Below are 13,153 nucleotides of genomic sequence, written 5' to 3' on the forward strand. Positions count from 1 at the left end.
TTGATATTTATAAAATATACCTAAAATTAGGTATATTTTTAATATATAGAGGTAAATAAATGATGAAAAAAATAATTACAGAATTAATAAATAGCTTAACAGATGATCAATTTTTAGAATTTTATGAAAAAATAAAACAACAAGCAGACTTAATTAAAAAACAAAAACGTTTAAATGAAATTGATCAAAAATTTAGAGATAAAGGCATTATATGTCCTAATTGCAAATCTTTTCATTGTGTTAAAAATGGTCATAATTCCGAAGGAAAACAAAAATATTTATGTAAAAAATGTCGTGCTAGTTTTGATGCATTTCGTCATCATTTTACTTATTGAAGTCATTTAAATTATGAACAGTGAAATTTATTAATTCAAATTTCATTGTTAGGACAATCTAGTAAAATAATTTCTCGTTTTATTAAAACAACCCCAAAAACCGCTTGATATAATCGACAAAAATTAATGCAATCAAAACAATTAGAAAATACACAGTTAAAATTTAAAAAATTAAATGGTCAAATCCAAATGGATGAAACATTTATTAAAGAAATTCATAAAGGCAATTTTAAAGATAAATTTGATAAACGAAAAACTCATCTCGATCCATTTTCAACTGATACCAAATGCTGTATTCAAATGGCAGTTGATAGCAATAATAATATTTTTGTTCAATCCACCAATACCAAAAGATTACAAAAACAATGGATTATTGAAAATATGAATAAGCAACTAATTAAAGAAAAATCAATAATTATTTCTGATATGCAACCACTATATTTATTAGTAGCAAAACAAACAAATTCTACTCTATATTCCACCAAAACTAGTACAAACCCTGATACTAGTTATCAAAAGTTAAATAAGATTAGTAAATTACAATCCAGTCTTAAAGAAGCCTTAATTCATTATCATGGTTTGGGTTTCACTAATATTCAAAATTATTTAAAGCTCTGAAAATGAAAATACCAACACAAAGGTTTAACACCAAACCAACAATCAACGGTATTATATTTTAACGTTTAAAAAATTTAAAGCAAAATCATAATCTTACACAAAATTAGTTTTCAAATTGTCATATTGATGATTTTTTTTATTTCATCAAGAGTTTTCGACAAAATTAAAGGTTAGGAGTTGATAAAATTGAGTAATTTTGTTAAGAAAAATCAAAATATAGAAAATTATTTTATTCGTAAAGAGTTGATAGTTTTTGAAACAGAAAAAGCAAGTTTTATAAATTTACCTAATCATAATCGTCATATTGGTTTTTGGTTGAGTAATAAATTTATTTATCCGAGTGAAAAACACTCAGAACAAGTAGCAATCGGTTTGATTTATGATAATTCTTATCCTATTGTAAAATATGATGAAAATTTAAAACGTCATATGTGAAAATATTTAACTGGAGCAGAACTAATCAATTTGTATAATCAATACAAATAAAATTATTTTACACAAATGAAAAAAGCAATATTTCCTGGTGAACCTCAAAAAGTAAAAACAACTAACAATAATTTAACAAATTGAAGTGATGAAAAAGTAGATAAATTAATTAATGACTTGAAGGACTTAAATTAATGGGTTTATATGATTATTGAGTTCAATTTGTTAGTTATATTATTGGTTCAAATGCTCCTGAATTTTTATATGTCATATCATTTGTATTATTTATCGTTTTATTTTTGGGGATGTTTTTTAAACTTATTCAGAAAATGTGGAGTTTTTAAATATGCAAAATGATTGAGAAAAATTAAAATAGTTTTTTATTTATGTATTTTTGTTTATAGATAAAACGAATGTTGAAATTATTACAACTTGAAATTTAACTCAAAATGAATATTTAACTCTTATGATTGGTATTTGAATTGTGATTTTATTTTTAACGTGGTTTTTATTGTGAATGGTTTTTAAAATAGTTGGGTATTTTAAGTAATGAAAAAATTTATATTTTTCTTAAAAAATTATTGTTATATTAGTGGTTCAATGATTTTGTTTAGTTTAATTGATTTATTACTTTTAATAATTTCATTAAATTATACTGGTTTAGTATTTTGATTATTGTTTGCTTTGCAATGTGTTTATTTTGTCTGATGAGTTTGAAAAAACATATTTTATCAGTTGAGTGCTTTTCGTTTAGTTAATTTTGTTTGAGATAATCCGTTATCAGTAATTATTGGTAAGTTAGGGACGGGAAAAACTTTACTTTTAACTTATTTATCACAAACTATGAAACTATTAACAGATAAGATTCTTTAATTTTGTCGAAAACTCTTGATATTTATAAAATATACCTAAAATTAGGTATATTTTTAATATATGGAGGTAAATAAATGATGAAAAAAATAATTACAGAATTAATAAATAGCTTAACAGATGATCAATTTTTAGAATTTTATGAAAAAATAAAACAACAAGCAGACTTAATTAAAAAACAAAAACGTTTAAATGAAATTGATCAAAAATTTAGAGATAAAGGCATTATATGTCCTAATTGCAAATCTTTTCATTGTGTTAAAAATGGTCATAATTCCGAAGGAAAACAAAAATATTTATGTAAAAAATGTCGTGCTAGTTTTGATGCATTTCGTCATCATTTTACTTATTGAAGTCATTTAAATTATGAACAGTGAAATTTATTAATTCAAATTTCATTGTTAGGACAATCTAGTAAAATAATTTCTCGTTTTATTAAAACAACCCCAAAAACCGCTTGATATAATCGACAAAAATTAATGCAATCAAAACAATTAGAAAATACACAGTTAAAATTTAAAAAATTAAATGGTCAAATCCAAATGGATGAAACATTTATTAAAGAAATTCATAAAGGCAATTTTAAAGATAAATTTGATAAACGAAAAACTCATCTCGATCCATTTTCAACTGATACCAAATGCTGTATTCAAATGGCAGTTGATAGCAATAATAATATTTTTGTTCAATCCACCAATACCAAAAGATTACAAAAACAATGGATTATTGAAAATATGAATAAGCAACTAATTAAAGAAAAATCAATAATTATTTCTGATATGCAACCACTATATTTATTAGTAGCAAAACAAACAAATTCTACTCTATATTCCACCAAAACTAGTACAAACCCTGATACTAGTTATCAAAAGTTAAATAAGATTAGTAAATTACAATCCAGTCTTAAAGAAGCCTTAATTCATTATCATGGTTTGGGTTTCACTAATATTCAAAATTATTTAAAGCTCTGAAAATGAAAATACCAACACAAAGGTTTAACACCAAACCAACAATCAACGGTATTATATTTTAACGTTTAAAAAATTTAAAGCAAAATCATAATCTTACACAAAATTAGTTTTCAAATTGTCATATTGATGATTTTTTTTATTTCATCAAGAGTTTTCGACAAAATTAAAGATAAAATCTGAATCATTTTTTAAGTGTTGTCATCAAGTGTTTTGATTTTTAATAAAATTATTATCAAAATAAAATTTTGTCGTTATATAATTATTTTCATATTTATTTATATAAAAATATCATTTATTAGTAGCAGTTAAAAACTCTTTATTAGGCGCCTGTGTTCTAGGAATATTAGTTCATTTGCTATTTTCTGGTAGTTGTTGTGGTTCTGGTGTAGGTTTATTACCCCCCCGTTTTCATTATTATTTGGTTTTTCACAACTAATTAATGTTGTTGTACTTGTTGTAGTTAATCCGATTGCTATTAAAATACTTAGTAACTTTTTCATATTTTACTTCTCCTTTATTAAAATTACTTGAATTCTATAATTGATTTTATCATATATCAATAATGCATTAAATAATTTTAATATTAAATTTATAAATTAATGAAAGGTATATAAATGTTATGTATAGTCATTTAAGTTTTATTGATAGGGTTAAATTGGAAAAATTATTATTATCAAAATTATTTTTAAAAAAGAATGGTGAAATAAATATTGCACAAATTGCTAAATGTTTGAACAGAAATCGTAGTACTATTTTGCGAGAAATTAAGCGTTTTAAAACTATTGATGAATATAGTGCTTATAAGTCAGATAAAATGTATTATGAGAAAAGAAAAAAGAATAATAAAAGATATAAGTTTACAGAAGAACAATTAAATTTTATTAATATAAGATTTAATGTTTATCGTGATTCTCCATCACAACTTATTCATCGTTATTTTCTAAAGTTTGGTATTAAATTTCCTGTTTGTGTTAAAACATTGTATAAATGAATTCGTTTGGGTTTTTATGGTTTTTTAAAACAGAATTTACGTCATCGTGGTAAAAAATATAAAACAAAAGGAAAATTTGATAATCGTGGTAAATTAATTAATTTTAAATCAATATGAGATATTGAGAATAAAGAGACTGATGTTGGTTGATTTGAAATGGATACCATAGTTGGAAAAGAGCATCAATCTAGTAATTTGGTTTTAGTTGAACAAAATAGTAAAAGTTATTTTGTTATGAAATTAAAAAATCATACTGCTAATGAAGTTGTGGAAAAGTTTAAAGATATTGTTATAAGTAATAATTTATTTGGGAAAATTAAAGGAATAATAACTGATAGAGGAAAAGAATTTAGTAAATGAAGAGAATTAGAAATATTTGCTGAAACACAAGTTTATTTTTGTGACCCTGGTAAACCACAACAAAAACCATTAATTGAATATATGAATTCTGAACTTAGACAATGATTTCCTAAGGGAACTGATTTTAATAATGTTAGTCAACAAAAAATAAATTGAGTAGTTAATGTTATAAATGATAAATTAAGGCCTGTTCTTAATTGAAAAACAGCAAAAGAGGTATTTTCAGATAATTTTAAATAGGTTTATTTGAAGTAATTTAATAAATTATTTTTTAGTGTGCTTAATTTTCCTTAAAATAAAATAAAAACTATAAATATTTTGATTTTTAAAAATTTATAATTGATTTTTTATGATTTTTATTGTATTATTTGACTAATAAGATTTGTTGCACTTCATTTTACATAATTCCATATAATAAAAAAGCATAATAATTCTTTAATTTTGTCGAAAACTCTTGATGAAATAAAAAAAATCATCAATATGACAATTTGAAAACTAATTTTGTGTAAGATTATGATTTTGCTTTAAATTTTTTAAACGTTAAAATATAATACCGTTGATTGTTGGTTTGGTGTTAAACCTTTGTGTTGGTATTTTCATTTTCAGAGCTTTAAATAATTTTGAATATTAGTGAAACCCAAACCATGATAATGAATTAAGGCTTCTTTAAGACTGGATTGTAATTTACTAATCTTATTTAACTTTTGATAACTAGTATCAGGGTTTGTACTAGTTTTGGTGGAATATAGAGTAGAATTTGTTTGTTTTGCTACTAATAAATATAGTGGTTGCATATCAGAAATAATTATTGATTTTTCTTTAATTAGTTGCTTATTCATATTTTCAATAATCCATTGTTTTTGTAATCTTTTGGTATTGGTGGATTGAACAAAAATATTATTATTGCTATCAACTGCCATTTGAATACAGCATTTGGTATCAGTTGAAAATGGATCGAGATGAGTTTTTCGTTTATCAAATTTATCTTTAAAATTGCCTTTATGAATTTCTTTAATAAATGTTTCATCCATTTGGATTTGACCATTTAATTTTTTAAATTTTAACTGTGTATTTTCTAATTGTTTTGATTGCATTAATTTTTGTCGATTATATCAAGCGGTTTTTGGGGTTGTTTTAATAAAACGAGAAATTATTTTACTAGATTGTCCTAACAATGAAATTTGAATTAATAAATTTCACTGTTCATAATTTAAATGACTTCAATAAGTAAAATGATGACGAAATGCATCAAAACTAGCACGACATTTTTTACATAAATATTTTTGTTTTCCTTCGGAATTATGACCATTTTTAACACAATGAAAAGATTTGCAATTAGGACATATAATGCCTTTATCTCTAAATTTTTGATCAATTTCATTTAAACGTTTTTGTTTTTTAATTAAGTCTGCTTGTTGTTTTATTTTTTCATAAAATTCTAAAAATTGATCATCTGTTAAGCTATTTATTAATTCTGTAATTATTTTTTTCATCATTTATTTACCTCTATATATTAAAAATATACCTAATTTTAGGTATATTTTATAAATATCAAGAGTTTTCGACAAAATTAAAGTAATAATTTACAAAAATTAGCACTTATCTATTGCAAGTGCTAATTTTTTTGTTATAATTCTTTTGTAGTTCAAATTATATTACGATATTCGTTGAAATGTGATAAGATATTGTCAATATAAAGTGAAGGAAAGAAACAGGAGGTGTTTTGAAGATGGATTCAAAAACAACGCAATTAAAAAATGTACCAGTTTTAGTAACACGGGGTAGTTATATTTTTCCAGGCTTTGAACAAGTATTAGAAGTAGGACGAGATAAATCAATTTTAGCAGTGAATACAGCAAACAAGGATTTTGATAATCATATTGTTTTAGTTAGTCAAAAAAAACCACTAGAAGATGACCCAAAATTATCTGAAATTTATCGCATTGGAATTTTGGCGGAATTAAAAATTCGTAAAGTATGAGAAGATGGTAGTTTAACTGTTAACTTTAAAGCAGTTGATCGGGTAAAAATTTTAGATTTACGAGAAGGTGAATTTTATGCTGCTGACATTGATATTGTAAAATCAGAGGATAAAATTGCTGAAAAAATTACCGCTAATATTAAAGAACTAATGGAATTACAAGACATTTTACCAGAAGATTTATTAGATCAAATTGGTGATTCAGTTGATGGTAATGAAGTTGTTGATACAATTGCACAATTTTTACCATTTATTCCAGTGGCAAAAAAACAAGATATCTTAGAACAATTAGATGTTGAAAAAAGATTACAAATTATTTTTGATCATTTAGTTAATAAACAACAAGCAAATGATATTGATAATAAAATTAGTAAGAAAATTAAAGAACGAGTTGATGAACAACAACGAGAATATTATTTACGTGAAAAATTAAAAGCTATTAAAGACGAATTAGGTGAATTTGACGATGCGGCTGATGAAATGAAAACATACAAAGAACGTTTAGCAAAAGAATCATTCCCTAAAAATATTAAAGAACGAATCGAACAAGAGATTACTCGTTATGAAGCGCTACCACAAGCATCAAGTGAATCAAACATTATTCGAACTTATATTGATTGAATGATGCAAGTGCCATGATGAGAAAAAACCGAAGAGAAAAATGATTTAAAATTTGCTCAAGAAGTGTTAGATAAATATCATTTTGGATTAGATAAAGTTAAAGAACGGATTATTGAATACTTAGCAGTAAAAACAAGGACTAATTCTTTAAAAGGACAAATTATTTGTTTAGTTGGGCCGCCGGGGGTTGGGAAAACTAGTTTAGCAAAATCAATTGCCGAAGCAACTGGCCGTAATTTTGTGAAAATGGCCTTAGGTGGTGTTAAAGATGAATCAGAAATTCGTGGTCATCGTAAAACATATATTGGAGCAATGCCAGGGCGAATTATTCAATCAATGAAACGAGCAAAAACAACAAATCCATTATTTTTATTAGACGAAATTGATAAAATGGCGTCTGACTATCGTGGTGATCCTGCTAGTGCAATGTTAGAAGTGTTAGACCCAGAACAAAACGCAACATTTTCTGATCATTATTTAGAAGAAAGTTATGATTTAAGCAATGTTATGTTTATTGCAACAGCAAACTATTATGATAATATTCCAGAAGCATTAATTGACCGTATGGAAATTATTCAATTATCATCATATACAGAGTTAGAAAAATTCCATATTGCAAGAGATTATTTAGTTCCAAAAGTATTAAGTAATAATGGTTTAGCAGATGGGCAATTAACAATTACTTATGATGCTGTTAATGAAGTAATTAAGCATTATACGCGTGAAGCTGGTGTTCGTCAATTAGAACGAGACTTAAATGCAATTTCTCGGAAATTTATTGTTAAATTCTTAAACAAAGAAATGACGAATTTAACTGTAACAGATAAAATTGTGAATGAGTTATTAGGAAAACGTCGTTTTGAACATACTGAAAAAGAAAAAGAATCACAAGTTGGGGTTGTCACTGGTTTAGCATATACCCAATTTGGGGGTGATATTCTGCCAATTGAAGTTAATAGTTTTTTAGGAAAAGGCTCATTAGTCTTAACGGGAAAACTAGGTGATGTAATGAAAGAATCAGCGTCAATTGCGTTAGATTATGTTAAAGCAAATTCAGATAAATTTGGTATTAGTGCAAAATTCTTTGAAACTCACGATATTCATATTCATGTTCCGGAAGGAGCGGTGCCAAAAGATGGTCCATCAGCAGGGATTACTTTAACAACAGCAATTATTAGTGCGTTAAGTAATCGTCCGGTTTCAAAAGATATTGGAATGACGGGAGAAATTACATTACGGGGACAAGTCTTACCAATTGGAGGACTCCGTGAAAAATCAATCTCAGCTAATCGAAGTGGTTTAAAAACAATTTTAATTCCAAATAAAAATATTAAAGATATTGAAGATATTCCAAAAGAAGTTCAAGAAACATTAAAAATTATTCCGGTAGCAACTTATGATGAAGTCTTCAATAATGTTTTTGGCACAAACTAAAATGTAAAATGTATCAGTTTTGATACATTTTTTTTATTTGTTATTTTATTTTTTATTAATTTTATTCTTTAATTTTGTCGAAAACTCTTGATGAAATAAAAAAAATCATCAATATGACAATTTGAAAACTAATTTTGTGTAAGATTATGATTTTGCTTTAAATTTTTTAAACGTTAAAATATAATACCGTTGATTGTTGGTTTGGTGTTAAACCTTTGTGTTGGTATTTTCATTTTCAGAGCTTTAAATAATTTTGAATATTAGTGAAACCCAAACCATGATAATGAATTAAGGCTTCTTTAAGACTGGATTGTAATTTACTAATCTTATTTAACTTTTGATAACTAGTATCAGGGTTTGTACTAGTTTTGGTGGAATATAGAGTAGAATTTGTTTGTTTTGCTACTAATAAATATAGTGGTTGCATATCAGAAATAATTATTGATTTTTCTTTAATTAGTTGCTTATTCATATTTTCAATAATCCATTGTTTTTGTAATCTTTTGGTATTGGTGGATTGAACAAAAATATTATTATTGCTATCAACTGCCATTTGAATACAGCATTTGGTATCAGTTGAAAATGGATCGAGATGAGTTTTTCGTTTATCAAATTTATCTTTAAAATTGCCTTTATGAATTTCTTTAATAAATGTTTCATCCATTTGGATTTGACCATTTAATTTTTTAAATTTTAACTGTGTATTTTCTAATTGTTTTGATTGCATTAATTTTTGTCGATTATATCAAGCGGTTTTTGGGGTTGTTTTAATAAAACGAGAAATTATTTTACTAGATTGTCCTAACAATGAAATTTGAATTAATAAATTTCACTGTTCATAATTTAAATGACTTCAATAAGTAAAATGATGACGAAATGCATCAAAACTAGCACGACATTTTTTACATAAATATTTTTGTTTTCCTTCGGAATTATGACCATTTTTAACACAATGAAAAGATTTGCAATTAGGACATATAATGCCTTTATCTCTAAATTTTTGATCAATTTCATTTAAACGTTTTTGTTTTTTAATTAAGTCTGCTTGTTGTTTTATTTTTTCATAAAATTCTAAAAATTTATCATCTGTTAAGCTATTTATTAATTCTGTAATTATTTTTTTCATCATTTATTTACCTCTATATATTAAAAATATACCTAATTTTAGGTATATTTTATAAATATCAAGAGTTTTCGACAAAATTAAAGATAATAGTTATTAAAATATAAAATTAATCATTTATAATTAAATTGATATTTTTGCACTACATACTGCCTACAAATTTTAAAAAAAAGTAGATATATTTATAAAGAATATTATAAAAATTTATATTCCAAAACTACTATTAATATGACCCGTAATAAAAATATTCTTATTTTTATTAAATCCTACTTTAAAACAATTATTTCATTACTAATAATTTCAATAATAACTTATAGACAGTGTGTAATACAAAAATAAACAACAAAATTATTTAATCAACTCACATAAAAGCTAGTGTACCATAGCTAAGATATATGATCAGTAATAATAAATATTAAAATCCTTTAACCATAACACGGAAAAAGTTTAATATCTTAACAATAACAAAAATACCAAATGGAATTAAAATAATTCACGCATCACCTAAAAAGGTCATTAATTGTGGTAATACAGCATAAATTGCTTCTTTAACTTTCATCATTGCTTGTCCTAAACCACTTCAAATAGAACCCATTCCATCTGAAATGGCAGGTTTATCACCAACTGCTAAAAAATTAATTGCTGTTGTTAAATACATACCTAACATTATTTTTTATCCTCCTTATTTTCAATTTCTTTTTTATCTTTTTTCTTTCCTCGAATTTGGCGAATTTTCTGATAAATTGATAAACCAATTCACACAAAAATACCTAATATAATAACAACACTAAAAATTGTCGTTAATCAAACTGGCATAACTTATTACTCCTAAAAATCTAATTTTCGCGGCACGCTTCGCGTGTTCGCTACGCTCAAAATAAACTATATTGAATAAATTACCGCTAATAAATTACGCGGATAATTTATTCATCTTCTTTTTCATTATTAATTACAATATTATTTACCGTATTAATAACATTATCTTTTCCATACTTAGTTACTAAGGACCGTAAAATAAAATAATGTTTTCTTTCCATTAAAAAATCAACTCCTTTCTGAGTTGATTTGTTGCACTTAACTTACACGATGCCATTGACTAAGAGAAGAATCTTTTGTTTCACAAATTAAAATGTCATCAATTTTTGAATTCGTGGAAACTGAATATAAAGAGGTTGAACTAAAAAATATGGAAACAATCAAAAAAGTAGTTTCAAGTCGCAACTTAGAAAAGATAAATTAAAAATATATAAGTAGCAGTAGGACCTAAAACTTTATTCCAACATATTATTATTAATTATTGTTTTTATTTTAAAAAAAGCATATAATTACTATTAAGGAGGATTGGATATGGCGATGTTTAATAATAAAAAGCCAACTTTTGTATCGATGGATTTAGGAACAGCTTATACCTTGGTTTATATATCAGGGAGCGGAATTGTTTATAATGAACCATCAATTGTGGCTTATAAAATTAAAGAAAATAGAATTGTTGCTGTTGGTAATGAAGCATATAAAATGATTGGAAAAGGAAATAAAACAATTAGAATTGTGCGACCAATGGTTGATGGGGTTATTACGGACATTCGTGCAACGGAAGCCCAATTAAAATATATTTTTAATCGTTTACGGGTTAGTAAACAATTAGCTAATTCAATTATGTTATTAGCTTGTCCGTCAGTGATTACGGAATTAGAAAAAAATGCGTTAAAAAAAATTGCAATGAACTTAGGTGCAACAAAAGTTTTTGTTGAAGAAGAAGTTAAAATGGCTGCTTTAGGTGGCGGAGTTGATATTTACAAACCTTTTGGAAACCTAGTTATTGATATGGGTGGAGGAACCACTGATATTGCTGTTGTTGCTTCTGGGGATATTGTGTTATCAAAATCAGTAAAAGTTGCTGGAAACTATTTAAATGATGAAATTTTAAAATATGTTCGTTCACAATATGGTTTAGAAATTGGAATTAAAACAGCAGAAATGATTAAAATTGAAATTGGTTCATTAGCAAAACATGGTGATGAACGTAAAATGAAAGTATACGGACGAGATGTTGTTTCAGGCTTACCACGTGAAATTGAATTAACACCGGAAGAAGTTCGTGAAGTGTTAAAGGTTCCGGTTTCACGGATTATTGATTTAGCCGTCCAAGTCTTAGAAGAAACACCACCAGAATTAGCGGGGGATATCTTCCGAAATGGAATTACCATTTGTGGTGGTGGTGGTTTAATCAAAGGAATTGATCATTACTTTGAAGAAACCTTACAATTACCAGCTAAAATTGGGGAACAACCTTTATTAGCGGTTATTAATGGAACAAAAAAATTCGAATCAGATATTTATGACATTATTCGTCAAGAGCACCAAAAAACAAAAGAATTAGATTATTAATTGTTAGTGGCTAACATTTAACGGTGAAGAGTCGTAAAATTGTTTTAGTTGGTTGTGGTTCAGTAGGGACAACATTTCTTTATGCTGCAATTAACCAAGGTTTAGCTCAAGAATATGTTTTAATTGATATTAATTATGAATGAGCAGAAGGACATGCCTTGGATCTCGATGATTGTAATGCTGTCTTAGAACGACCATTTTATAGTGTTAATGCCGGAACTTATCAAGATTGTGTTGATGCTGATATGGTTTTTGTAACTGCTGGGCGTCCGCAAAAAGAGGGTGAAACAAGATTAGAAATTGTTGCTGATAATGCTAGAATTATGCAAGAAATTGCTTTAGCAATTAAAGCTTCTGGTTTTAAAGGCATTTCATTAATTGCATCTAACCCAGTAGATATTTTAACTACTGTATATCAAAAAGTAACTGGTTTTGATCCGCATACAATTTTAGGGTCAGGAACTGGTTTGGATTCTGCGCGTTTACGTCGTTTGATTGGGAAGAAGTTAAATGTACATCCTAGTTCGGTGCACGCCTATATTATGGGTGAACACGGGGATTCAGCAATGACAGCGTGAAGTTGTGCTTCAATTTTAGGGAAACGAATTAGTGACTATATTGAAGAAGGGCGCTTGACGATTGAGGATTTAAAAACTTGTCAAACTGATGCTATTAATATGGCATACAAAATTATTGAAAAGAAAAAATCAAAGTTCTATGGCATTGGTGTTGTTTTAGCTCACATTGCGCGGATTATTATCCGTGGTGAGAACCAAGCAATCTTAATTGGTGCATATTTAAGCGGTGAATATGGTCAAAATGGAATTTATACTGGTGTTCCAGCCGTAGTGAGCAACTGTGGGTGAGAACGAATTATTAAATTACATATTAATAATGAAGAACAAGAACAATTTAATAAATCTTGTCAAAAAATTCATTAGACCTTAACTGTTGCTTTTCAAGCAATTGGGATTCAATAAAACTGATTTATTATCAGTTTTTTTATGTTATGATTTAAAAAATAATAGTGAATAT

At 26.2% G+C, this 13,153-nt stretch carries 12 protein-coding genes and 2 pseudogenes; 9 read left to right on the forward strand and 5 right to left on the reverse strand.

Going from position 1 to position 13,153, the window contains the following annotated elements; genetic code table 4:
* The first annotated feature begins 59 nt into the window (after positions 1 to 59).
* From ACOBME_RS08715 to ACOBME_RS08735, 5 genes and pseudogenes are all read left to right on the forward strand, one after another.
* On the forward strand, positions 60 to 1,022 hold the full coding sequence (locus ACOBME_RS08715; protein WP_338963247.1) for an IS1/IS1595 family N-terminal zinc-binding domain-containing protein: 963 nt from the start codon (positions 60 to 62) through the stop codon (positions 1,020 to 1,022).
* A gap of 117 nt (positions 1,023 to 1,139) precedes the next feature.
* Positions 1,140 to 1,574 (forward strand): annotated as a pseudogene (locus ACOBME_RS08720) (DUF3627 domain-containing protein).
* A 187-nt stretch (positions 1,575 to 1,761) separates the two neighbouring features.
* Positions 1,762 to 1,929, forward strand: a complete 168-nt coding sequence (locus tag ACOBME_RS08725; protein ID WP_338966596.1) for a DUF2649 family protein — start codon at positions 1,762 to 1,764, stop codon at positions 1,927 to 1,929.
* A pseudogene (locus ACOBME_RS08730) lies at positions 1,929 to 2,246 on the forward strand (hypothetical protein); the annotation flags it as partial. The gene ACOBME_RS08725 and the pseudogene ACOBME_RS08730, both read left to right, overlap by 1 nt.
* Positions 2,247 to 2,326: 80 nt before the next feature.
* On the forward strand, positions 2,327 to 3,289 hold the full coding sequence (locus ACOBME_RS08735; RefSeq protein ID WP_338963247.1) for an IS1/IS1595 family N-terminal zinc-binding domain-containing protein: 963 nt from the start codon (positions 2,327 to 2,329) through the stop codon (positions 3,287 to 3,289).
* 236 nt (positions 3,290 to 3,525) lie between these two features.
* Here the strand turns inward: ACOBME_RS08735 and ACOBME_RS08740 are convergent, their stop codons facing one another.
* The gene (locus ACOBME_RS08740; protein WP_338965760.1) at positions 3,526 to 3,720 is read right to left on the reverse strand and encodes a lipoprotein; all 195 of its coding nucleotides are present in this window, start codon (positions 3,718 to 3,720) and stop codon (positions 3,526 to 3,528) included.
* Between the two features lie 119 nt (positions 3,721 to 3,839).
* Here ACOBME_RS08740 and ACOBME_RS08745 point away from each other — a divergent pair, with 119 nt between their 5' ends.
* Complete coding sequence (locus ACOBME_RS08745) at positions 3,840 to 4,811, forward strand: IS30 family transposase (protein WP_338965762.1); 972 nt, start codon at positions 3,840 to 3,842, stop codon at positions 4,809 to 4,811.
* A 293-nt stretch (positions 4,812 to 5,104) separates the two neighbouring features.
* Here ACOBME_RS08745 and ACOBME_RS08750 read toward each other — a convergent pair whose 3' ends face one another.
* Entirely contained in the window at positions 5,105 to 6,067 is a 963-nt protein-coding gene (locus tag ACOBME_RS08750) for an IS1/IS1595 family N-terminal zinc-binding domain-containing protein (protein ID WP_338963247.1), read from the reverse strand.
* 233 nt (positions 6,068 to 6,300) lie between these two features.
* Here ACOBME_RS08750 and lon point away from each other — a divergent pair, with 233 nt between their 5' ends.
* Positions 6,301 to 8,607 carry an endopeptidase La gene (lon, locus tag ACOBME_RS08755; protein ID WP_338965766.1) on the forward strand — a complete coding sequence of 769 codons (2,307 nt, stop codon included), beginning with the start codon at positions 6,301 to 6,303 and terminating at the stop codon, positions 8,605 to 8,607.
* A 166-nt stretch (positions 8,608 to 8,773) separates the two neighbouring features.
* On the opposite strand, the gene ACOBME_RS08760 is transcribed toward lon, so the two are convergent.
* From ACOBME_RS08760 to ACOBME_RS08770, 3 genes are all read right to left on the reverse strand, one after another.
* The gene (locus tag ACOBME_RS08760) at positions 8,774 to 9,736 is read right to left on the reverse strand and encodes a transposase (protein WP_419334978.1); all 963 of its coding nucleotides are present in this window, start codon (positions 9,734 to 9,736) and stop codon (positions 8,774 to 8,776) included.
* Positions 9,737 to 10,145: 409 nt separating this feature from the next.
* A complete protein-coding gene (locus ACOBME_RS08765; RefSeq protein WP_338965769.1) occupies positions 10,146 to 10,397 on the reverse strand; it encodes a hypothetical protein in 252 nt (83 codons plus the stop codon).
* Positions 10,397 to 10,546, reverse strand: coding sequence for a hypothetical protein (locus ACOBME_RS08770; protein WP_241459998.1), 150 nt, complete (start codon positions 10,544 to 10,546; stop codon positions 10,397 to 10,399). The genes ACOBME_RS08765 and ACOBME_RS08770 overlap by 1 nt, the downstream gene beginning before the upstream one ends.
* Positions 10,547 to 11,077: 531 nt before the next feature.
* Here ACOBME_RS08770 and mreB point away from each other — a divergent pair.
* Positions 11,078 to 12,118, forward strand: a complete 1,041-nt coding sequence (gene mreB / locus ACOBME_RS08775; protein WP_338965775.1) for a rod shape-determining protein — start codon at positions 11,078 to 11,080, stop codon at positions 12,116 to 12,118.
* 17 nt (positions 12,119 to 12,135) lie between these two features.
* Complete coding sequence (locus tag ACOBME_RS08780) at positions 12,136 to 13,059, forward strand: L-lactate dehydrogenase (RefSeq protein WP_419335389.1); 924 nt, start codon at positions 12,136 to 12,138, stop codon at positions 13,057 to 13,059.
* Positions 13,060 to 13,153 lie beyond the last annotated feature (94 nt).

This window comes from Spiroplasma endosymbiont of Sarcophaga variegata (assembly GCF_965178695.1).
GTDB lineage: Bacteria > Bacillota_I > Bacilli_A > Mycoplasmatales > Mycoplasmataceae > Spiroplasma > Spiroplasma poulsonii.